A 22123-nucleotide genomic window follows, 5' to 3' on the forward strand; every position below is an offset into this window, starting at 1 on the left:
GGGGGCTACCTTCTGCGTGCTTTTTTGTGGTCGGGCGCTTTGTTGGTGATGGCTGAAGGCATGCGTGGGGTGGGTCTGCCACCGCTGGCGCGATGCTTGCTGCAGATGCGTGATGGCGAGCTGCCGTTATGGGCAGCGGCGCGCCAAGGTTGGCGGGCGATTTGTACGCAAACGTAACGGAAAGCGCTATGCTGAGCGGGCCCGCCACGGCGCGCGGTCCGTCGGTGGGTGGACATTCCCTTTTTGGCGCCGTTCTCCACAGGAGTTCTGCAATGGACCGAGGTTTCAACGCGTCGCGCACGTGCATGGGTGGCCGCCCCATCATCACCAGCGCGAGCTGCTGTGCGCCTGCCGTGTGGTCTGCGACGCCAACCGTGGCGCTACCCAGGCCGCACCTGAGTCTGGTGCGCGCTCCCCATATGCCCCTTTCCAACCGCTGGTGCGCTGCCAGTCGGGCGCAGCCTGTTTGCTTGTTTCCCTCAGGAGTGTTGTCATGAACCAGTTCAAGATTTCCACCCGCCTGGCGGGTTTGCTTGCGGCCTTGTGTCTGCTGGTGTTGCTGGTGGGCGTGGCGGGGCTGTATGGCATGGGCAATTCCAATGCCGGGCTCAAGTCGGTATACGACGACCGGGTGGTGCCGCTCAAGCAGATCAAGGTGGTGGCGGACATGTATGCGGTCAACGTGGTGGACACGGCCCACAAGGTGCGTGACGGTACGCTGACACCCGCACAGGGCCTGCAGTCGGTGGCCGATGCGCGCAAGGCCATCGATGCCAACTGGAAGGCCTATCTGGCCACCCAGCTGGTGCCGGAGGAAACGCAGTTGGTCGAGCGCTTCAAGCCGCTGCAGGCCAAGGCAGATGCGGCCACCGATGTACTGGCGGGGCACTTCAAGTCGGGCGATGTGGCGGCACTGACCGCGTTTGCGGCCAAGGAGATGTACCCCGCCATCGACCCATTGCAGGAGGTGCTGGGCCAACTGATGCAGGTGCAGCTGGACCGTGCCAAGGCCGAGTACGACAGTGCGGCCGCCAGCTACCAGACCATCCGCGCACTGGCGGTCACGGCCGTGGTGGCGGGCATCGTGCTGGCGGTACTGATGGGCGGCGCCATGATTCGGCAGATTTCGCGCGCGCTGGGCGATGCGGTGCAGATCACCGACGCGGTGGCGCAGGGCGACCTGACCGTGGCGATCCACGCGCGGGGCAAGGACGAGATCGCCCAGTTGCTCGGCGGCCTCACCGCCATGCGGGACAACCTGGCGCATGTGGTGTCGGGCGTGCGTGGCAATGCCCAGGGCGTGGCGTCGGCCAGTGCCGAGATCGCATCGGGCAACAACGACCTGTCCATCCGCACCGAGCAGCAGGCCAGCGCGCTGCAGGAAACCGCTGCGTCGATGGAGGAGCTGAGTTCCACCGTCAAGCAAAACGCCGACAACGCGCGCCAGGCCAACCAGCTGGCGATGAGCGCATCCACCGTGGCGGGGCAGGGCGGCGATGTGGTGGCCGAGGTGGTGACCACCATGAAGGGCATCAACGACAGCAGCAAAAAGATCGCCGACATCATCAGCGTGATTGACGGCATTGCGTTCCAGACCAACATCCTGGCGCTGAACGCGGCCGTGGAGGCCGCCCGCGCGGGCGAGCAAGGCCGGGGCTTTGCGGTGGTGGCGGGCGAGGTGCGCAATCTGGCCCAGCGCAGCGCCGAGGCGGCCAAAGAGATCAAGTCGCTCATCACTGCCAGCGTGGAGCGGGTCGAGCAGGGCACCCAGCTGGTGGACAAGGCGGGCATCACCATGACCGAGGTGGTGGGCGCCATTCGCCGCGTGACGGACATCATGGGCGAGATCAGCGCCGCCAGCAGCGAGCAGAGCACGGGCGTGTCGCAGGTGGGCGAGGCCGTCACGCAGATGGACCAGGTCACCCAGCAGAACGCGGCGCTGGTCGAGGAAATGGCGGCTGCTGCCAGCAGCCTGAGCCACCAGGCCCAGGCCTTGGTGGGGGCGGTGGCGGTGTTCAAGCTCACGGCCGACCAGGCACGGGCATCGCAGCCTGGCGGCGCTGTGGACCCGGTGCCGCGCCCTGCGCCCGCGGCGGACACGCGCAAGGCGGCGATGGGCGGCCATGCGGCGGGCAGCAAGGCAACCCTTGCTTTGCGCTCTCCCTCTGCTCCTGCCGCCAAAAAGGCACCTGCTGCCAGTGCCACCCCCAAGGCTGCGGGCGCCGCACCCAAAGCGGCCCCACAGGCAGTGGCCGCCGGTGCCGAGGACGACTGGGAGAGCTTTTGACCGACGGCAGGCCATGCCTGCACCGTTTGTAAGCGTAACGCCCCGTTTTGGGGCGTAGACTTCCTCAAGTTGGTTCGGTGCCTGGCACTGCGCCGACAGCGCCCGCGATGTAGCACCCCAGCCCGTGCGTGCGCTGCACGCACGGGGCCTTGTGCGCTGTTTTGATATCCCCACGGCTGACACAGGGGGCCGCACCCATGCCCCCACCGGGGCAGCGCTTGCGCAGTGGGCCGTCGACTCTTTTGTGATGATTAAAATTGATAAAATCATATTTATCACAAATATGATATAATTATCACATCCCAGCCGCTGATTCCTTGTTGTCCCGCGCAGGTGCGCCGAACCACATCGGCGCAGCCATGGCTGGCAAAAGCCCCCATAAAAACCACGAAAGATTCCCATGAGCAACCTGAAAATCGGAGCGCGCCTGAGCCTGGCCTTTGGCCTTGTGCTGTTGATCACCGCCACCATCGCCGCCACCGGCGTCTGGCGACTGGCGGTACTCAAGGAGGCCAGCAGTCGCATTGCCACTGTCGAAATGGAACGCAACGCCCTGGCGCAGGAGTGGAAGGCGGCCATCGACCTGAACTGGGTGCGGGCGTCGGCATCGCTCAAGGCCACGGACGCGGGCTATATCCAGTCGCTGACGGCCGACATGGCCACCACGTCGCAGCGTGCCAGCGAGGCACAGAAAAAGCTGGAGGCGCTGGTGGACGACCCCACCGAAAAGGCGCTGATGGAGCGTGTGGCGGTGACCCGCAAGGCCTATGTGGACGCGCGCGCCAAATTGCTGGAGCGCAAGAAGGCCGGGGAAGACGTGTTTGCGCTGGTGGACAGCGACCTCAAGCCCCTGGCCACCGCTTACCTGCAGTCGCTGGCCGATGTGGCGGACAACACGCACAAGCAGCTCGATGAGTTTGAGGGCGCCATCCTCCAGGACGCGGTCACCAGCCAATGGGTGCTGGCRCTGGCTGCGATGGCATCGCTGGTGCTGGGCGCCTTGTTTGCGCTGTGGACCACGCGCTCCATCGTGGGGCCGGTGCAGCGGGCTGTGCACGCGGCCGATGAAATCAGCCATGGCAACTTGTCGGTCCACATTCCCGATATGGGTGAAAGCCGCAATGAGATGGCGCACCTGCTGCGGTCGCTGAACGAGATGCAGCAAAACCTGTCGCGCATCGTGGGGCATGTGCGCTCCGGCTCCGAGAACGTGGCCACGGCGTCGTCGGAGATCGCTCAGGGTAACAACGATCTGAGCGCTCGCACCGAGCAGCAGGCCAGCGCCCTGCAGGAGACGGCGGCATCCATGGAGCAGCTCAATTCGACCGTGCGCCAGAACGCCGACAACGCCCGCCAGGCCAACCAGCTTGCGCAGAGCGCATCGAAGGTGGCCGTGCATGGCGGAGAGGTGGTSAGCCAGGTGGTGGACACCATGAAGGGCATCCACGACAGCAGCAGCAAGATCGCCGACATCATCGGTGTGATCGATGGCATTGCCTTCCAGACCAACATCCTTGCGCTGAACGCGGCCGTCGAAGCAGCGCGTGCGGGCGAGCAGGGCCGGGGCTTTGCAGTGGTGGCGTCCGAGGTGCGCAGCCTGGCGGGCCGTTCGGCCGACGCGGCCAAGCAGATCAAGACCCTGATCAACGACAGCGTGGAACGCGTGGCCGCAGGCACCACGCTGGTCGATCAGGCGGGTGCAACCATGACCGAGGTGGTGGGCTCCATCAAACGTGTCACGGATTTGATGGGCGAGATCAGTGCCGCCAGCTCTGAACAAAGCCAGGGCGTGGCCCAGGTGGGCGAGGCTGTGACACAGATGGACCAGGTCACCCAGCAAAACGCTGCCCTGGTGGAAGAAATGGCCGCCGCCGCCGCCAGCCTCAACAACCAGGCGCAGGACCTGGTGAGCACGGTGGCGTTCTTCAAGCTGTCGCCAGCGCAGGCTGCGCAGCCGGCTGCGTCTGCCTTTGCGTATGTGCCCAAGGCTGCAGGCTCATCTAAGGCCTTGGCCGGTTCCAGCCGACCAGCCCCTGTGGCCCAGTCCAAGGTGCCGCCCCTGCGTGCGGCCGCCAAGCCCGCACCGGCTCTTGCGTCAACGGCGCCAGCTCGTTCGGGCAGCGGCAATGATGCTGACTGGGAGAGTTTTTGACAGTGACTCGCCGCCCTCGGCAGGCGTGACGGGCCCTGCCTTCGCCGTGTGTTGGTTCAAACCTGGCTTTGATCTTGTCCGCGCGTCCTGCCGGACCACTGCAGGTCAGGCGGCCTTGAAGGGGCTTCGCGCTTGCAGGTCGCCGAGGTAGCTTTCCACGCCAGCGCCTTCGCGGTCCAGAAAGCGCTGCACCGCCTCAGCAAATGCCGGGTGTGCCAGCCAGTGCGCGCTGSTGGYCTKCACSGGCAKCARYGCGCGSGCCATCTTGTGCTCGCCCTGGGCGCCCCCCTCAAACCGCACGGCACCGTGGGCGATGCACCACTGCAGCGGCTGGTAGTAGCAGGCCTCGAAGTGCAGGCAGTCCACACGTTCCAGCGCGCCCCAGTAGCGGCCATAGGCCACCAACTCGGAGCGTGATTCGGGGCCTGATTCAGCGTCTTTTTGGGCTGAAGCGCTAGATGTATATGCGCCGATAGCTATCAAACTGCTAGCAATAGGCCGCCCGTCCCGCTCCCCCACAAACAGCAGCCAGGCCTCGGGCATGTCCGCTGCCATGCGGGTAAAAAAGTCGCGCGTGAGGTAGGGCGGGTTGCCGTGCTCCAGGTAGGTGCGCTCGTAGCAGCGGTAGAAAAAATCCCAGTCTGCAGCGCTGATGACCGCCCCGCGTGACCAGCGGAAGGTGACTCCGGCATCGGCCACTCGGCGGCGCTCCTGGCGGATCTTCTTGCGTTTGTCTTGCGACAGGCTGGCGAGGAACTGGTCAAAGTCCTGGTAGCGCAGAGTTTCGCCGTCGGTGGCGGCTACCCCCTGGGCCACAGGGAGCGTGGGCCGCTCATTCTTCCAGTGAAACTGCACGGTGTGCCGCAGCATCAGGTCTTGTTGCGCGCTGGTCAGCACATCGTCATCGCTGGCAAACAGCACATGCACGGACGACACGTCTTCTTGCTCGCACCACTGGCACACCGCCTGCACCAGCAGGGCGCGCGTGGTGGCATCGCGGGCCAGCAGCCGGCTGCCTGGCACGGGCGTAAAGGGCACGGCAATGACGGCCTTGGGGTAGTAGGGCACACGGTGCTGCTCGTAAGCGCTGGCCCAGGCCCAGTCAAACACATATTCGCCGTACGAATGGCTCTTGAGGTACAGGGGGCAGGCGGCTACCAGGGTGTCGCCGTCCCACAGCGTCATGAAGCGGGGCGTCCAGCCAGTGCGCGGCGTGGCGCTGCCGCTGCTTTCCAGCGCGGCCAGGTATTCATGCCGCATGAAGGGCGTGGGGTGGCTTTGCTGCGCCAGCAGGTGGTTCCAGGCGGTAGTGTCCACGTCCAGCACGGAGGGGAGCACGCGGGCGATAATGGCAGCTTCAGCCATGCAGGCCCCTGTGATGCACCTTTGATTGCGGGCCCGCAACGGCGGTATTCAACCTGGCCGCAGGGGCCGATTCCAGTTCCATGACGCTCTCCATTTGCACTGCGCAGCTCAACTTTGTTGTGGGCGACATGCCCGGCAACGCCCAAAAGATCATTGCGGCAGCCCGCGAGGCCTATGCCCAGGGCGCTCGCCTGTTGCTGACACCGGAGCTGGCCATCTGCGGCTACGCGGCCGAAGACCTGTTCCTGCGCCCTGCCTTCATTGCGGCCTGCGATGATGCCGTGAAAACCGTGGCCCGCGAGACTGCGGGGTTGAAAGGCCTGGCCATCGTGCTGGGCCACCCGCAGGCCATCGCCCCTGGCGCCCAGGCCTTCAGCGTCTGCTTCAACGCCGCCAGCGTGGTGCGCGACGGCAAGATCGAGCAGACCTACGCCAAGCGCGAGCTGCCCAACTACCAGGTGTTTGACGAGCGGCGCTACTTCGTGCCCGGCAGCAAGCCCTGTGTGTTCGAGGTGGAAGGCGTGAAGGTGGGTGTGCTGGTGTGCGAAGACGCCTGGTTTGCCACCCCCGCGCGCGATACTGCTGCCGCCGGTGCGCAGTTGCTGGCGGTCATCAATGCATCGCCTTTCCACCTGGGCAAGGGCACGGAGCGCGAGGCCACCATGCGCTCCCGTGTGGTCGAGACGGGCCTGCCGCTGGTTTACGCCCACCTGGTGGGTGGGCAGGACGAGGTGGTGTTCGAAGGCCGCTCGTTTGCGCTGGCCGCCGACGGCTCGGTGGCGGCGCGGGCCCCTGCTTTTGTGGAAAAACTGGTCTATGCGCTAGTCGAATCTGCCCAGGGGGCTATCAAAATTACAGCAGAGGTTGCCCCAGAGCGCACGCTGGAGGCCGACCTGTGGGATGCCCTGGTGCTGGGTGTGCGCGACTATGTGGGCAAGAACGGCTTCCCGGGCGCGCTGCTGGGGTTGTCGGGCGGCATCGACTCGGCGCTGGTACTGGCGATTGCGGTGGATGCGCTCGGTGCCGACAAGGTCCGCACGGTGATGATGCCATCGCCCTACACCGCCGACATCAGCTGGATCGACGCGCGCGACATGGCCACGCGCATGGGCGTGCGCTATGACGAGATTTCGATCAAGCCGCAGTTCGAGGCCTTCAAGGCCGCTCTGGCCGCCGAATTCGCCGGGCTGCCCGAAGACACCACCGAAGAAAACCTGCAGGCSCGCATCCGSGGCACGCTGCTGATGGCGCTGTCSAACAAGTTCGGCKCSATCGTKCTSACCACSGGCAACAAGAGCGAGATGTCCACCGGCTACTGCACGCTATACGGCGACATGGCCGGCGGCTTTGCCGTGATCAAGGACGTGGCCAAGACCCGCGTGTTTGACCTGGCCCGCTGGCGCAATGCCAACGACCCGTATGGCACCTGCGCCAGCCCCATCCCTGAGCGCATCATCACCCGGCCGCCCAGTGCCGAGCTGCGGCCCGACCAGAAGGATCAGGACAGCCTGCCGCCGTATGAGGTGCTGGACGCCATCGTTGCCCGCTACATGGAAAACGATGAGCCCATCGAGTCCATCATCGCCAGCGGCTTCGCCCGGGCCGATGTCGAGCGCGTGACGCGCCTGATCAAGCTCAACGAGTACAAACGCCGCCAGGCGCCAGTAGGGATTCGTGTCACGCGCCGCAGCTTTGGCAAGGACTGGCGTTACCCTATCACCAGCAAATTCAGGGCGTGACGCTTCGGCGCCGTGCCCCCCGCCCGATTTTTTACATCCTCCAGGAGACCCGCCATGAAAATGATCACCGCCGTCATCAAGCCCTTCAAGCTCGAAGAAGTCCGCGAAGCCCTGGCCGAATGCGGCGTGACCGGCCTCACGGTGACCGAAGTGAAGGGTTTTGGCCGCCAGAAAGGCCATACTGAGCTGTACCGCGGCGCGGAATACGTGGTGGACTTTCTGCCCAAGGTGAAGGTCGAGGTCGTCGTCAAGTCCGAGGATGTGGACCGCTGCGTGGACGCGATCGTGAACGTGGCGCGCACCGGCAAGATCGGTGACGGCAAGATTTTTGTGACCGCCGTGGAGCGCACGGTGCGTATTCGCACGGGCGATCTGGACGACGCAGCGGTGTGAGGTGACAACCCCCTGAGCCGTTTCTTACCTTGCCCTTTCTCTTGAACGGCTGCGCCGTTCGAGAAAAGGGAGGCAACACCAGCGCAAGCAAGCGAAGCGCCGCCTATTCTGCCTGGTGGCCCTTGCGCGGCGGTCCCGGCTCGTGGGCCGCTCCGGTTTCGGAGTGCGGGGGGAGTCAGATCACCGAGCGCAGCGGGACGGGCGCTTGGTCAGGCCCTGCGTCTTGCACCAGCGTGCGCAGCAGGCCCTCTGCAWCGGTGGATGCGTGCAACAGGCCCATCTGCCATTCACCCATGAAGCCACTGGCCACGCTGCCCTGCAAGAAACCCAGCAGGCCATCGTAGTAGCCCGCCACATTCAGCAAGCCCAAGGGCTTGTCGTGGTAGCCCAGCTGGCGCCAGGTCCACACTTCAAACAGTTCTTCAAACGTGCCGATGCCGCCGGGCAGGGCGAGGAATGCATCGCTGCGCTCTGCCATCATGGCCTTGCGTTCGTGCATGGTCTGCACGATATGCAGCTCGTCACATTGGCGGTTGGCCAGCTCCTTGTCCACCAGCGCCTGCGGTATCACCCCCACCACCCGACCGCCCGCCAGACGCGTTGCCTCGGCCACCGTGCCCATCAGGCCACTGCGGCCACCGCCGTATACCAGTTGTCCGTTGTGGGCGCCGATCCATTGGCCCACTGCCTGCGCCGCCTGGGCATAGGCGGCGTTGTCGCCGGGGCGCGATCCGCAATATACGCACACAGAAAAAGTGGGTTCAGCCATGGAAAAACCTCTGAATCAATGCGGCGGCCCAGATGCCAATGCACAGCAGCAAGGCCAGCAGAACCGCTGCGCTGCCCATGTCCTTGGCGCGYTTGGASAGGTCRTGCCAYTCGGGSCCGATGCGGTCGATGGCGGTCTCGATGCCTGTGTTGAGCAACTCCACAATCATCACGATGACCACGGAGCCCGCCAACAAGGCGACTTCGACCCAACTGCGGCCCAGCCAGAGCGACAGCGGCAGCAGCACCATGGCGGCGATGGCCTCCTGGCGGAAGGCCTTCTCGTTCCAGCCGGCCCGCAGCCCTTCCATGGAATAGCCGGCGGCATGCCAGATGCGATTGAGGCCCGAGCGCGCCTTTTGGGGGTTGGCCGGAGCGTCCGGAGAAGGGGAGGAGGGTTGCATGCGCTTATTTTTTGGGAATTTCGTAGTGCACCAGCCGGGTGCCGGCCAACGCGTCGTGCCAGAACTGCCGCGTGGGGTGGAACCGGCTGAGCAGCGCCCAGATGGCCACCCAGCCCAGCACGATCACGGTGGACTCGCCTCCCGACAGGGAAAATGGTGCGATTGCCGCCAGCGGCGGCAAAAACCACAGCCAGCTCAATACATACCGCAACAAGGCGCGCGGCTGGCTGATGGGTTGCCCTGCAGTGCCCACCACGCGGATGTGCCAGGTTTTCTGTGCGAGGGTCTGGCCTTTGGCCCAGAACCAGGTGAAATAAATACCGAACACCACAAACAGAAAGGCCTGCAGCGCATGGCGGTTGTCCATCGCATTGCGCGTCTGGCTCAGAGTGCCAAACAGGTACCCGGCGATAAAGACCACGCCGAACATCAGCATGCCTTCGTACAGCCAGCAGGCCATGCGCCGCCACAGGTTGGGCGTGGGGCCGCCCGCAAGGACACCGCTTGATGCGTTGGCCTCAGGCTGGGGCGTGGTCGGAGAGGGAGAAACGGACATTCCAGGTCAGGCCCGTCGGGCCAGGGCAGGTTGAAACCTACTGAGGATACAGGCCGGAGGTGTCAGGTGTTACCGCAGGGGTGCCGGGCGAGCCCGTGCTGTCGGCTCCGCCTGAGCCCAGGGGCGGAAGTACAGCAGGCACCGCACTGGGGATCGCCACGGGCGCTGTTTCCACGCCACCCGTCGAGGTCGCCGACGCTGCGGATGCGGGGGTGGATGGCATCGCAGGCGCCGTCGGCTGAGGCACTGGGGCCGCAACGCGGGGCGAGTGGTCTRCCACCGGTGGAATCTTGGGGGCGTTGGGGCGATCAGGGCTGGCTTGCGTTGCTGCGGGCACCTGGGCCAGCTTTTTGGGCGAGACAGGGCGCAGGGCCGTGGCAGCACCGTGGGGATTGGGGGTCGCCTTGGAGGCCAACGCCTTGCGCTCTTCATCAGACAGTGCCTGGTAGGCCTCCCACTGCGCCCGTTTGTCGTCCCCAGCCAGGCGCTTGGTGACCGCGTAGTTCAAGCGTGCCTGGTTGCGCTGCTGGGCACTCAGATTGGCCCAGTCGGTGATGCGGTCATGGAACTTGCGTTGTTCCTCTTCCGAAAGACTGGGGTAGTTGATGGCCAAGTCCAGCCAACGGCGTTTTTGGGCTTCGCTGATCAGCGCCCAGCGTTCCGACAGCGGATACAGCGCCAGTTTTTGCGCCGTGGTGAGCGTGCCCCAGCCTGGTCCTGATTCCGTGGCAGGGGGCATGTTCACGGCAGACAGGTCTGTGCGGGCGTTATTGGGGCGGGCCACTGCGGCCTCAGCGCCCGCCTGGAGCACTGTGCTGGGGGCCATGCGCATCTGCACCAACGCCTGCCAGCCACCAGCGGTAAGCGCACCCAGAAGCGCCAATGCCAGCACGAAGGCTGGCAGCGTGGAGGGAGCTTCAGAGGGGCTTGGGTGCATGCAGTCCAGAGTCAGGCAGATCAGTTTGACTGCGCGGAGGTCTTGAGGAATTGTACGAAGCCTGGGTCCGAGTAAGCGGCGGGAGGCAGGTCATCGGTCAGCAGAGCGGCATCCACCTCGGCCACATCGTTGGCACTGCGTTCGTCCTGCGCGATGTTGATGACCACCAGTCCCACGACCAGCGCCAGCAGAGGCACGGCGGACACCAGGGCATTCCACCAGCCACCGCCTTCGCCGCCACGGCCCAGTGTGGCGGTGCTGCCTGCGTTGACCACCACTGCTGCGGGGGCGGTGCGATGCACCGGCGCGGTGACTTTGCGTTTGGCCAACGCCTGCATGCGCGAGGCGCGCAGCCGCTCGGAGATGTCATAGGGCAGGGCGTCGGTGCCGCTGGACAGGCGCGCCGTGACGCGCAGCGCAAAGCGCTCGGCAGCAGCTTCAGCTTGGGTCGGTGGGGTCTGTACAGTGTTCTTCATGGCTCGATTCCTTTGGCCTTCAGTGCCTTGCTGAGGGTTTGTATGGCGCGAAAGCAGTGTGTTTTGACACTGCCTTCGGAGCAGCCCATGGCGGCAGCCGTCTCTGCGACGTCCATTTCCTCCCAATAACGCATCAGGAACGCTTCCCGTTGACGTGGTGGCAACTCTGCAATTTCTTCTTCAATGCCCTGGAATATCTGGGCCCGGCGGGTCAGGTCTTCCGCGCTTTCGGCTTTGTCGCCGTCTTCTGTTCCTGAGTACGCTTCGAGCAGATCAAAATCCGTGCCATCTTCACCTGGGCCTTCGAAGTCGCTCATGCTCGAAAACAGTGCATTGCGCGTCTTCTGRCGGCGRAACCAGTCSAGGGTGCARTTSGAAAGAATSCGCTGGAACAGCATSGGCAGYTCKYCCGSCGGYTTGTCSCCGTARTGCTSSGCCARCTTSAKCATGCTGTCYTGCACGATGTCGAGCGCSGCTTCCTCGTYSCGMACGTGGTAGACCGAGCGCTTGAAMGCGCGCTTTTCTACGCTTTTGAGGAAATCGGAAAGTTCTTGTTCGGTTGCCAAGACGGGTCAGCCCGGGAGGAGATCGGCGCAGATGTCTGCAGTTTCGCAACTCAACGGCGCCGTAAAACGGCAGATTATCGCACCCGCCGGAGTTTTTTTCGGCTGCGGAGCGTTTTGTGAGTGTTGCAGTGCGATAATCGACCTGCAATTCAAAAGGCAAACGGGTCACGGTCCGGCGCGGCAATCATCCCGCCCATGTCCTTGGCCTCAAGTTCCAAGCTGGCTTCACAAGAGCGCGTGCGAGGGGCACCCAAGGTTTTTCGTCAGAGAAATTCACAAAGGTTGATCGATCATGGAAATCTCCAAGGCTGAAATTTCTTCAGCAGCTGCTGCTTCGCAGGGCAACACATCTCCCGCTTCCGGTTCGCAGGACCTCATGGGTTCTGAGATCCTCATCAAGGCCCTCCAGGCAGAGAACGTCCAGTACATCTGGGGCTAYCCYGGCGGCGCGGTTCTGTACATMTACGACGCGYTYTACAAGCARGACACCATCCAGCACGTGCTGGTGCGSCACGARCAGGCMGCCGTSCACGCKGCCGAYGGSTAYGCGCGCGCCACSGGYGARGTCGGCGTRGCSYTGGTCACYTCGGGCCCCGGCYTSACSAAYGCYGTSACCGGCATCGCCACSGCGTACATGGAYTCGATCCCSATGGTGATCATTTCTGGTCAGGTGCCCACGCCCGCCATCGGGCTTGATGCCTTCCAGGAGTGCGATACGGTCGGTATCACCCGCCCCATTGTTAAGCACAATTTTCTCGTCAAGGACCCGCGCGACCTGGCCGCGACGATGAAGAAGGCCTTCCATATTGCCCGTACCGGCCGCCCAGGCCCTGTGGTGGTGGATGTGCCCAAAGATGTTTCCTTCAAGAAGGTGCCTTACACCGGCTACCCGCAAACGGTAGAAATGCGCTCGTACAACCCCGTGCGCAAGGGCCATGGCGGACAGATCCGCAAGGCCCTGCAGTTGCTGCTGGCGGCCAAGCGCCCTTACATCTATACGGGCGGCGGTGTGCTGTTGGGCAACGCCACCAACGAGCTGCGCACGCTGGTGGACATGCTSGGCTACCCGGTCACCAAYACGYTGATGGGCCTGGGSGCCTATCCSGCRWSSGACCGCAAGTTCCTGGGCATGCTGGGCATGCACGGCACCATCGAAGCCAACAACGCCATGCAGAACTGCGACGTGCTGCTGGCAGTGGGTGCGCGTTTTGACGACCGGGTGATCGGCAACCCCAAGCACTTCGCGCAGAACGACCGCAAGATCATCCACGTCGATATCGACCCGTCGAGCATCTCCAAACGCGTGAAGGTCGACATCCCGATCGTCGGTGACGTGAAGGACGTGCTCACCGAGCTGATYTCSATGATCCGCGAGAGCAGCACCCGCCCTGACGCCGGTGCCCTGGCTGCCTGGTGGGACACCATTGAAGGCTGGCGCAAGCGCGAGTGCCTGAAGTACAGCATGGGCAGCGGTGATGTGATCAAGCCRCAGTACGTGGTAGAGACGCTGTGGAACATGACGAAGGAYGGTGACACATACATCACGTCCGACGTGGGCCAGCACCAGATGTGGGCCGCGCAGTACTACCGCTTCGACGAGCCGCGCCGCTGGATCAATTCCGGTGGTCTGGGCACGATGGGTGTGGGCATTCCCTATGCCATGGGGATCAAGCTGGCCAAGCCACAGTCCGAAGTGTTTTGTATTACGGGCGAAGGCTCGGTGCAGATGWACATCCAGGAACTGTCCACCTGCCTGCAGTACAACACGCCGATCAAGATCTGCTCGYTSAAYAACCGYTAYCTGGGCATGGTGCGCCAGTGGCAGGAGATCGAATACTCCGGYCGGTACAGCCACAGCTACATGGACGCGCTGCCCAAYTTCGTGAAGCTGGCYGAGGCCTAYGGSCACGTMGGSATGCTGATCGAGCRYCCMMAGGACGTGGAGCCKGCRYTGCGCGAAGCMCGCAAGCTCAAGGACCGCACGGTGTTCATGGAYTTCCGYACCGACCCCACCGAGAACGTGTTCCCGATGGTGCAGGCTGGCAAGGGCATCACCGAAATGCTGCTGGGGTCGGAAGACCTTTAAGCCAAATCGGCCTCAGGCGCATGTTTTTCATGCGCTATCAGCTATCGAATAGATAGCATCTAAATTTTTGACGAATCTATTGCCTGCCAAGCCCATGCATTACCGTGCATGGGGGAGGGCAGCAAAAAGAGGAATCTCTTCATCATGAAACACATCATTGCTGTCTTGCTGGAAAACGAGCCTGGCGCTCTTTCCCGTGTCGTGGGCCTGTTCTCGGCCCGTGGCTACAACATCGAGTCGCTCACCGTGGCGCCCACCGAGGATGCATCGCTGTCGCGCATGACCATCCAGACCACGGGCTCCGATGACGTGATCGAGCAGATCACCAAGCACCTGAACCGCCTCATTGAAGTGGTSAAGGTGGTYGACCTSACCGAAGGTGCCTACACSGAGCGYGAGCTCATGATGGTGAAGGTGCGCGCGGTSGGCAARGAGCGCGAGGARATGAWGCGCATGGCSGAKATCTTCCGYGGCCGCATCATCGACGTSACSGASAAGAGCTACACCATCGAGCTSACSGGCGACCASKCCAAGAACGACGCKTTCCTGSAAGCSATCGACCGCACGGCCATCCTGGAAACCGTGCGCACGGGCGCCAGCGGCATCGGCCGGGGCGAGCGCATTTTGCGTGTGTAAGACAATTCACCCCGTTTTTCCCATTTCAATCCCCCCCAACAACGCATTTCAACCGGAGCGACCCATGAAAGTTTTCTACGATAAAGACACCGACCTGAGCCTGATCAAGGGCAAGACCGTGGCCATCATTGGCTACGGCTCGCAGGGCCATGCCCACGCACAAAACCTGAACGACAGCGGCGTGAAGGTTGTGGTCGGCCTGCGCAAGGGCGGTGCCTCGTGGGACAAGGTTGGCAAGGCCGGCCTGAACGTGCTGGAAGTCAACGACGCCGTGAAGGCCGCYGACGTGGTCATGATCCTGCTGCCCGATGAAGACATCGCAGCCGTGTACAAGAACAACGTCGAACCCAACATCAAGCAAGGCGCTTCGCTGGCCTTTGCCCACGGTTTCAACGTGCATTACAACCAGGTCGTGCCCCGCGCCGATCTGGACGTGTGGATGGTGGCCCCCAAGGCCCCCGGCCACACCGTGCGCARCACCTACACSCARGGCGGCGGCGTGCCCCACCTGGTSGCYGTGCAYCAGGACAAGWSCGGCAAGGCSCGYGACCTSGCKCTSWSCTACGCMRCMGCCAACGGCGGCGGCAAGGCCGGCATCATCGAGACCAACTTCMRSGAAGAAACCGARACCGACCTRTTCGGCGAACAGGCSGTKCTGTGCGGCGGYRCSGTCGAGCTGATYAAGRYSGGTTWCGARACSCTGGTSGAAGCCGGYTAYGCGCCCGAAATGGCSTACTTCGAATGCCTGCACGARCTCAAGCTSATCGTSGACCTGATCTAYGAAGGCGGCATCGCCAACATGAACTACTCGATCTCGAACAACGCCGAATACGGCGAGTACGTGACCGGCCCTGAAGTGATCAATGAGCAGTCGCGCGCTGCCATGCGCAATGCCCTCAAGCGCATCCAGAACGGTGACTACGCCAAGATGTTCATCCAGGAAGGCCGCCTGAACTACCCATCGATGACGGCCCGCCGCCGCAACACGGCCGACCACAGCATCGAAAAGGTGGGCGGCCAGCTGCGCGCSATGATGCCSTGGATCRMSAAGAACAAGCTGGTCGACCAGACCCGCAACTGATGTTTCGTTTCTGAAGCGTCAAAAGGCCACTTCGGTGGCCTTTTTCATTGGCGGGCGGCACAGTGTGCAGGCGCTACACTGCGGCCTTCGCCTTTTGCGCGCTTGGCAGTCGGCATTCCTGCGGGAAATGGTTCAATACTATAAATTTAATAGCTGCTTGTGCAATATTTGCAAGCGCYGGAGGTCTGTTTGATGCATGACGGCAATGAGTCCACCGAGAACCCCGGTGTGATGGTGCGCAAAAGGCGCAAAGGCATCTACATCCTGCCCAATCTGTTCACGCTGGCGGCGCTGTTTGGGGGCTTTTACTCCATCGTCATGGCCATGAATGGCCGGTTTGATCAGGCGGCGGTGGGCGTCTTCTGCGCGATGGTGCTCGACAGCCTGGACGGGCGCGTGGCCCGCATGACCAATACCCAGAGTGCGTTTGGCGAGCAGATGGACTCGTTGTCCGACATGGTGTCCTTTGGTGCTGCGCCTGCCCTGATTGCCTATGAGTGGTCCCTGCAGGGTCTGGGCCGCTGGGGCTGGATTGCTGCGTTTGTGTACTGTGCCTGTGCGGCGCTTCGCCTGGCGCGCTTYAACGTSAATACGGGCGTKGTSGACAAGCGCTRKTTCCAGGGGCTGCCTTCACCAGCCGCTGCGGCCTTGGTGGCAGGGTTTATCTGGTTGATGACCGAGCTGGGCGTGCGTCCCGGCGAAGACCACTGGCTGACATGGAGCCAGGTGACCTGGATCATGTTCTCCTTCACGCTGTACGCAGGGCTCACCATGGTGACCAATGTGCCGTTCTACAGCTTCAAGGATGTGCAGATGAAAAAGAGCGTGCCTTTTGCTGCCATCGTGCTCATCGCGCTSGGCATCGCTGTCATCAACATTCACCCCCCTATCGTGCTGTTTGGTGTGTTCGTGTTCTATGGCCTGAGTGGTTATGGCGTGTACGCCTGGCGCAAGGCCAAAGGGCAGCACAGCAGCGTGATCAGCACCTCTACCGACGAACCCGACGAGCGCGGTCTGCACAAGTGATGACCGTGATATCCGGCCAGTTGTGCTACATTGCTCAATATGAATTTGTTTGCTTTGGCGCTACTGCTACCTCTCCACGGGCGGAGACAGTAGGCGTACGCGCACACTTTTCCACAAAGGCCCGTTTGCACCCGCGACGGGCCTTTTGTTTTGGGCGCCAGATTTCTACGTTGCGGGGCCCCACCCACTGATACCAGGAGAACAACATGGCTGACAAACTGATCATTTTCGATACCACCTTGCGCGATGGGGAGCAGTCTCCCGGCGCCTCGATGACCAAGGACGAGAAGCTGCGCATTGCCCGCCAGCTCGAGCGTCTGAAGGTGGATGTGATTGAGGCCGGTTTTGCAGCCAGCTCCAATGGCGACTTTGAAGCCGTGCAGGCGATCGCCAACGCCATCAAGGAGTCCACCATCTGTTCCCTGTCTCGGGCCAATGATCGTGATATTTCACGCGCTGCCGAGGYCCTCAAGGGTGCGGCGAGTGCCCGTATTCACACCTTCATTGCCACTTCGGCGCTGCACATGGAGAAAAAGCTGCGGATGACGCCTGACCAGGTGCTGGAGCAGGCCAAACAGTCGGTCCGTTTCGCCCGCAACCTGGTGGGTGACATCGAGTTCAGCCCTGAGGACGGATACCGCAGCGATCCCGACTTTTTGTGCCGCGTGCTGGAAGCCGTGATTGCAGAAGGTGCCACCACCATCAACGTGCCCGATACCGTGGGCTATGCCGTTCCGGAGTTGTACGGCAACTTCATTAAGACACTGCGCGAGCGCATCCCCAATAGCGACAAGGCGATCTGGTCGGTGCATTGCCACAATGATCTGGGTATGGCGGTGGCCAACTCGCTCGCCGGTGTGAAGATTGGCGGTGCTCGGCAGGTCGAATGCACCATCAACGGTCTGGGTGAGCGCGCCGGTAATTGCTCCCTCGAAGAGGTGGTGATGGCAGTCAAGACCCGCCGTGACTACTTTGGCCTTGAACTGGGGATTGATACCCAGCACATTGTCGCAGCCAGCCGCATGGTCAGCCAGACCACYGGYTTYGTGGTGCAGCCCAACAAGGCCGTGGTGGGYGCCAACGCMTTYGCKCAYGCCWSSGGYATYCACCAGGAYGGCGTGCTCAAGGCMCGYGAYACCTACGAGATCATGCGGGCSGARGAYGTGGGCTGGRSCGCCAACAAGATCGTGCTGGGCAAGCTCAGTGGTCGTAACGCCTTCAAGCAGCGSCTGCAGGAACTGGGTGTCAGCCTGGACAGCGAAACTGAAGTCAACACCGCTTTCACGCGCTTCAAGGAATTGGCCGATCGCAAGAGCGAGATCTTTGACGAAGATATCTTGGCACTGGTGAGCGACGAGAGCGTGACTGCTGAAAAAGAGCAATACGGGTTCGTATCGTTGTTCCAGCAAAGCGAAACCGGTGAGCAGCCCCGTGCACGTATTGTGTTCACGGTGGATGGGCAGGAGGTGCGCGGCGAGGCCGAGGGCAATGGTCCTGTCGACGCCTCGCTCAAGGCCATCGAATCGCATGTGAAGAGTGGCGCCGAAATGGTGTTGTATTCCGTCAATGCCATCAGTGGCTCTACCGAGAGCCAGGGCGAGGTCACGGTGCGGTTGCAGAACAGCGGGCGTGTGGTGAATGGGGTGGGCGCGGACCCAGACATCGTCGTGGCGTCGGCGAAAGCCTACCTTAGCGCTTTGAACAAGTTACAAAGTAAAGCCGATCGGGTGGCCGCACAAGGCTGAGTGATCAATTTATAATTCACTCACTTTCTCGGAAAGTCGCGCAAGGTATTGATCTTGCGCGACTTTTTTTGATTCTGTACACTGCTCAATAATTTTTACCGTTTGGAGCACTTTGATGCACCATCGCCGCAACGCTGCAGTGAATCGATTTTTCCAGTGGATGGGTTTCGCGCTCGTGAGCGCTGCCCTCATTTCCCCCTCTGTGCATGCGGCAGATGTCAAAAAGCCAGGGGTCAAAAAACAGCAGGTCAGCGCAAGCAACGCCAAGCGTGCCGTGGCACCACGCAAGGTGGCCGCCAGCATCAAGCCCACGCGCGTCGCTGCCCGGACTGCCAAAGCACCTACCAAGGTGGCGTTTGTTCCAGCCAAGCCCTCTTTCGGCCAGATGGCGGGCTTGCACGAGGTCAATGATCCGCTGGACCTCAAGTCCAGCGTAGCGCTGGTGGTGGACCAAGACACCCATGAGGTGTTGCTCCGCAAGAACGATCAGGCTGTGCTTCCCATCGCCTCGCTGACCAAGCTCATGACGGGCATGCTCATTTCGCAGGCCAAGTTGCCGATGGACGAACCTGTCACCATCACGCAGGACGATGTAGATACCGAAAAGGGGAGCCGGTCGCGTCTGACCGTGGGTACCACGCTAACGCGTGGCGAGATGCTGCACTTGGCGCTGATGTCCAGCGAGAACCGGGCAGCCCATGCACTGGGTCGTACTTACCCGGGTGGGTTGGAGGTCTTTGTGGCCCAGATGAACGCCAAGGCCAAGTCACTGGGCATGAACGATACTCACTATGTGGAGCCCACGGGTCTGTCTAGCCGTAACCAGTCCAGTGCCCGCGATCTTGCAACGCTGGTGGGTGTGGCGCATGGAGATCCTTTGTTGCGCGAGCTGTCCACTTCCCCCGGCTATGAAGTGGCGGTGGGGCATAAGACGCTTCAGTACAACAACACCAACGGTCTCGTGAAAAATCCTACCTGGGACATCGGTCTGCAGAAGACCGGTTATATCTCCGAGGCAGGGCGTTGCTTGGTGATGCAAGCCCAGGTGGCGGGGCGCAAATTGATCATGGTGTTCCTGGACTCTGCAGGTAAATTCAGTCGACTGGGCGATGCCGAGCGGGTGCGCCGCTGGGTGGAGTCGAATCCTTCGCTGGCCGCACCTTTACAGGCGGTACGGAGCAACAACGGCTGATAGGCAGACATCTCCCCACATGCGCCTGACAGGCTGGTCCTGTCAGGCGTTTTCTTTTGTAGTGCGAGTCCGGCCTCGCAAACGGTCTTGGGTAAATCGGGTCAGCGGGCATCTCTTGTCTTGAATGGGTTGGGATGCGATGAGCTGGCAAGACCATGCCGGAGGCCTGCTGCGCGTGTCCCTCCCACACCGTGCAGCGCCTGCCTCGATGCCTCAATACGCCACTGCGGCCCCCCCATGGCGCCATTGGCAAATGGGGTGTGGATGCAGAATATCAGCGCAATTCGGTGCGTTGGTTGGTGATTGGGTTATGACTGGCGTCGGTACTTGGCGTATGGCCCAGGGCCAGTGAAATTTCGTTCGCCGTTGCTTGCAGCTTGGGCAGCCAGCCTTCATCCAGTCTGTCAGCGGGGGCAGAAATGGACAGGCCTGCTACCAGTTTTCCCTGGTCGTCATACACACCGGCTGCCATACAGCGCACGCCCAACTCAAGCTCTTCGTTATCGCGGGCAATGCCGTATTGCCGGGCCTTTGCCAGTTCTCGCTCCAGCACGGGCAGCTGGGTGATGCTGTTGCGGGTGTGGCCTGCAAGACCGGTGCGGGTGGCGTAGGCACGAACGCGCTGGGGGTCATCCAGTGCGAGGAAGAGCTTTCCTGTAGAGGTCAGGTGCAGTGGTGCCCTGCCGCCAATGGCTCGCACCACCTGCATACCCGACCGCTCACTGTAGGCGCGCTCCACATACACAATCTCATCGCCCTGGCGCATGCTCAGGTTCACGGGCTGCTGGATCAGCTTGTGCAGACTGCGCATGGGGGTCAGCGCCGCATCACGAACGCTCAGGCGTGCCTTCACCAGGTTGCCCAGCTCCAGCAGTCGCATGCCCAGCCGGTAGCTGCCCGATTCGGGGCGGTCCACAAACCGTCCAATGGTCAGGTCGTTCAGGATGCGGTGAGTCGTAGAGGGGTGCAGCCCAGTCTTTTCGCTGATTTCCTTGAGGGAAATCGCCTCTTCACGAGAAGCCAGAACATCGATCAGAGTGAACATGCGCTCAAGCACCTGAACGCTGGGTTTGAGAGGGATGCTGGAATCGGTTTTTTTCATGAGCGGCTATGGTGCGAAGGCCGCCACATTTTATCTTGTGAAATGTTAACGCGTATTCAGGTGCTCGCGTGGCCGGTGTCTGCGACCCRGTGCCATAGCCCATCGGTACGGATTTCATGGGGCACAAAGCGYGCCTTGTAGTTCATCTTGGGGCTGGTTTCTATCCAGTACCCCAGGTAGACATGGGGCAGGCCCAGTGCATGGGCTTGCGCAATTTGCCACATGACATTGTAGGTGCCGTAGCTGCAATGGGGCTCGGGTTCGTAAAACGTATACACGGCAGACAGGCCGTCATCGAGCACGTCAAGAATGGAGACCATCTTGAGCGCACCGGGTTCGCCTGATGCGTCGGTCTCGCGGAACTCCACCAGTCTTGAGTTCACCCTGCTTTGCAGCAGRAACTGKGTGTACTGGTCGATGCTGTCRTGGTCCATGCCRCCGCCKGCATGGCGGCCGKTCTGGTAGCGCAGGTACAGCTGGTAATGTTCGGGCACAAAACACAGCCGTAGCACCCGGGCCTGCAGTTGGCCGTGGCGTGTTGCCGCGCGTCTTTGGCTGCGATCAGGTTTGAATTCGTTGACCAGGACCCGCAGCGGTGTACACGCCTGGCATCCGTCGCAATAGGGGCGGTAGGTGAACATGCCGCTGCGGCGAAACCCTTTGGTTACGAGGTCGGAATAGAGATCGCTCTGGATCAGATGGCTGGGTGTGGCGACCTGCGAGCGTGCCTGACGGTCCGGCAGGTAACTGCAGGGGTAGGGGGCTGTCGCGTAAAACTGCAGGGTCTGCAGTGGAAGGTCATTGAGTTGCGTCATGCCGGATCGATCTTGGGTGGCAGCAGCTCATTCCAGTATACGGGCTCAAATCTCCAGGGGATGGCAGGCTGTTGTCGCGCTTTGTCCACATGTACCAGAAAATCGGCACGGGGTATTTCCCGGCCGCCCAGGGAGGTCAGGTGCTGCGTATTCTGCTGGCAGTCAATCAAGGTGATGCCATGGCGGCGGCACAGGCAGACCAAGGCTGCAAGAGCGATCTTGGAGGCGTCGGTCGCATGGGCAAACATGGATTCTCCGAACACCGCACGACCCAGTGCCACGCAGTACAGGCCCCCTATGAGTTGGTCGTCCACCCAGGTTTCCACGCTGTGGGCATGGCCTGCTCGGTGTAAATCAGTGTAGGCGTTCACCATCTCCGGCACGATCCAGGTTCCAGCCTGGCCATCGCGTTCCTTGGTGGCACAAGCCGTGATGACGTCCTGGAATGCGCTATCGACGCGTATTTCGCAATGCGCCTGTCTGCGAAACGCCTGCAGCCGTTTGTTCAGTGATCGATGCAGCCGAAATTCCGACACTGGCAGCACCATGCGCGGATCGGGTGCCCACCACAGGATGGGTTGCCCAGGGCCATACCAGGGAAAGGTGCCCTGCGCATACGCGGCACGGAGGCTGTCCACATCCAGTGCACCACCTGCGGCCAGCAGTCCCGGCGCAGGGTCACCTTCTCCCCATGCAAGGGTCGGGGCTGGAAGGGGGGCGTCAGGTTCGAGCCAGGGGAGTTGTGGGGGCATGCGGGCGTGTGTCGCAAAGGCACTATTGTCTGGCAAGCACTGGCG

Annotated in this window: 20 protein-coding genes; 10 read left to right on the forward strand and 10 right to left on the reverse strand. The window is 62.3% G+C overall.

Annotated elements, in window-relative coordinates; translation table 11 throughout:
• Positions 1-493: 493 nt before the first annotated feature.
• Positions 494-2287 carry a methyl-accepting chemotaxis protein gene (locus AC04MI_RS15230; RefSeq protein WP_436078545.1) on the forward strand — a complete coding sequence of 598 codons (1794 nt, stop codon included), beginning with the start codon at positions 494-496 and terminating at the stop codon, positions 2285-2287.
• A gap of 400 nt (positions 2288-2687) precedes the next feature.
• Positions 2688-4439 carry a methyl-accepting chemotaxis protein gene (locus tag AC04MI_RS15235; protein ID WP_436078546.1) on the forward strand — a complete coding sequence of 584 codons (1752 nt, stop codon included), beginning with the start codon at positions 2688-2690 and terminating at the stop codon, positions 4437-4439.
• Between the two features lie 105 nt (positions 4440-4544).
• Here AC04MI_RS15235 and AC04MI_RS15240 read toward each other — a convergent pair whose 3' ends face one another.
• On the reverse strand, positions 4545-5804 hold the full coding sequence (locus tag AC04MI_RS15240; RefSeq protein WP_476498078.1) for a GNAT family N-acetyltransferase: 1260 nt from the start codon (positions 5802-5804) through the stop codon (positions 4545-4547).
• Positions 5805-5884: 80 nt separating this feature from the next.
• On the opposite strand from AC04MI_RS15240, the gene AC04MI_RS15245 reads away from it, so the two are divergent.
• Positions 5885-7543: an NAD+ synthase gene (locus AC04MI_RS15245; RefSeq protein ID WP_476498079.1), complete on the forward strand. Its 1659-nt coding sequence runs from the start codon at positions 5885-5887 to the stop codon at positions 7541-7543.
• A gap of 54 nt (positions 7544-7597) precedes the next feature.
• Positions 7598-7936, forward strand: a complete 339-nt coding sequence (locus tag AC04MI_RS15250) for a P-II family nitrogen regulator (RefSeq protein ID WP_015013651.1) — start codon at positions 7598-7600, stop codon at positions 7934-7936.
• Positions 7937-8111: 175 nt separating this feature from the next.
• On the opposite strand, the gene AC04MI_RS15255 is transcribed toward AC04MI_RS15250, so the two are convergent.
• From AC04MI_RS15255 to AC04MI_RS15280, 6 genes are read right to left on the reverse strand one after another with little or no spacing between them, the layout of a single operon-like run.
• Complete coding sequence (locus AC04MI_RS15255; protein WP_476498080.1) at positions 8112-8705, reverse strand: LOG family protein; 594 nt, start codon at positions 8703-8705, stop codon at positions 8112-8114.
• The gene (locus AC04MI_RS15260; RefSeq protein WP_288853519.1) at positions 8698-9108 is read right to left on the reverse strand and encodes a diacylglycerol kinase; all 411 of its coding nucleotides are present in this window, start codon (positions 9106-9108) and stop codon (positions 8698-8700) included. Before AC04MI_RS15260 ends, AC04MI_RS15255 begins: the two co-directional genes overlap by 8 nt.
• A 4-nt stretch (positions 9109-9112) precedes the next feature.
• Positions 9113-9664: an RDD family protein gene (locus AC04MI_RS15265; RefSeq protein ID WP_436075395.1), complete on the reverse strand. Its 552-nt coding sequence runs from the start codon at positions 9662-9664 to the stop codon at positions 9113-9115.
• A gap of 37 nt (positions 9665-9701) precedes the next feature.
• On the reverse strand, positions 9702-10601 hold the full coding sequence (locus AC04MI_RS15270) for a DUF3106 domain-containing protein (protein WP_476498081.1): 900 nt from the start codon (positions 10599-10601) through the stop codon (positions 9702-9704).
• Between the two features lie 20 nt (positions 10602-10621).
• Complete coding sequence (locus tag AC04MI_RS15275; RefSeq protein WP_056067352.1) at positions 10622-11077, reverse strand: DUF3619 family protein; 456 nt, start codon at positions 11075-11077, stop codon at positions 10622-10624.
• Complete coding sequence (locus AC04MI_RS15280) at positions 11074-11643, reverse strand: RNA polymerase sigma factor (RefSeq protein ID WP_476498082.1); 570 nt, start codon at positions 11641-11643, stop codon at positions 11074-11076. Before AC04MI_RS15280 ends, AC04MI_RS15275 begins: the two co-directional genes overlap by 4 nt.
• Before the next feature lie 292 nt (positions 11644-11935).
• On the opposite strand from AC04MI_RS15280, the gene AC04MI_RS15285 reads away from it, so the two are divergent.
• The 6 genes from AC04MI_RS15285 to pbpG all read left to right on the forward strand — a co-directional run bounded on the left by AC04MI_RS15285 (position 11936) and on the right by pbpG (position 19409).
• Positions 11936-13729, forward strand: a complete 1794-nt coding sequence (locus AC04MI_RS15285) for an acetolactate synthase 3 catalytic subunit (RefSeq protein ID WP_476498083.1) — start codon at positions 11936-11938, stop codon at positions 13727-13729.
• Between the two features lie 144 nt (positions 13730-13873).
• Entirely contained in the window at positions 13874-14365 is a 492-nt protein-coding gene (gene ilvN / locus AC04MI_RS15290; protein ID WP_476498084.1) for an acetolactate synthase small subunit, read from the forward strand.
• A gap of 64 nt (positions 14366-14429) precedes the next feature.
• Entirely contained in the window at positions 14430-15446 is a 1017-nt protein-coding gene (ilvC, locus tag AC04MI_RS15295; RefSeq protein ID WP_476498085.1) for a ketol-acid reductoisomerase, read from the forward strand.
• Positions 15447-15638: 192 nt separating this feature from the next.
• Positions 15639-16472 (forward strand): CDP-diacylglycerol--serine O-phosphatidyltransferase, encoded by an 834-nt coding sequence (gene pssA, locus AC04MI_RS15300; protein ID WP_476498086.1) that lies wholly within the window; start codon positions 15639-15641, stop codon positions 16470-16472.
• A gap of 206 nt (positions 16473-16678) precedes the next feature.
• Positions 16679-18217 carry a 2-isopropylmalate synthase gene (locus tag AC04MI_RS15305; protein WP_476498087.1) on the forward strand — a complete coding sequence of 513 codons (1539 nt, stop codon included), beginning with the start codon at positions 16679-16681 and terminating at the stop codon, positions 18215-18217.
• 115 nt (positions 18218-18332) lie between these two features.
• Positions 18333-19409: a D-alanyl-D-alanine endopeptidase gene (gene pbpG, locus AC04MI_RS15310; protein ID WP_436078549.1), complete on the forward strand. Its 1077-nt coding sequence runs from the start codon at positions 18333-18335 to the stop codon at positions 19407-19409.
• A gap of 274 nt (positions 19410-19683) precedes the next feature.
• Here pbpG and AC04MI_RS15315 read toward each other — a convergent pair whose 3' ends face one another.
• Genes AC04MI_RS15315 through aat form a run of 3 tightly spaced genes read right to left on the reverse strand, consistent with a single transcriptional unit; the run spans position 19684 to position 22078 of the window.
• Positions 19684-20511, reverse strand: coding sequence for an IclR family transcriptional regulator (locus tag AC04MI_RS15315; protein ID WP_116749561.1), 828 nt, complete (start codon positions 20509-20511; stop codon positions 19684-19686).
• A 56-nt stretch (positions 20512-20567) separates the two neighbouring features.
• Positions 20568-21326 carry an arginyltransferase gene (locus tag AC04MI_RS15320; RefSeq protein WP_476498088.1) on the reverse strand — a complete coding sequence of 253 codons (759 nt, stop codon included), beginning with the start codon at positions 21324-21326 and terminating at the stop codon, positions 20568-20570.
• Complete coding sequence (gene aat, locus AC04MI_RS15325; protein ID WP_436078550.1) at positions 21323-22078, reverse strand: leucyl/phenylalanyl-tRNA--protein transferase; 756 nt, start codon at positions 22076-22078, stop codon at positions 21323-21325. The genes AC04MI_RS15320 and aat overlap by 4 nt, the downstream gene beginning before the upstream one ends.
• Positions 22079-22123: the final 45 nt, after the last annotated feature.

The organism is Acidovorax sp. LjRoot204 (genome assembly GCF_056175785.1).

Coding starts and splice junctions, on each gene's coding strand:
- AC04MI_RS15230 (WP_436078545.1), top strand. CDS start 494: ATGAACCAGTTCAAGATTTCCACCCGCCTGGCGGGTTTGCTTGCGGCC.
- AC04MI_RS15250 (WP_015013651.1), top strand. CDS start 7,598: ATGAAAATGATCACCGCCGTCATCAAGCCCTTCAAGCTCGAAGAAGTC.
- AC04MI_RS15265 (WP_436075395.1), bottom strand. CDS start 9,664: ATGTCCGTTTCTCCCTCTCCGACCACGCCCCAGCCTGAGGCCAACGCA.
- AC04MI_RS15275 (WP_056067352.1), bottom strand. CDS start 11,077: ATGAAGAACACTGTACAGACCCCACCGACCCAAGCTGAAGCTGCTGCC.
- pbpG (WP_436078549.1), top strand. CDS start 18,333: ATGCACCATCGCCGCAACGCTGCAGTGAATCGATTTTTCCAGTGGATG.
- AC04MI_RS15315 (WP_116749561.1), bottom strand. CDS start 20,511: ATGAAAAAAACCGATTCCAGCATCCCTCTCAAACCCAGCGTTCAGGTG.
- aat (WP_436078550.1), bottom strand. CDS start 22,078: ATGCCCCCACAACTCCCCTGGCTCGAACCTGACGCCCCCCTTCCAGCC.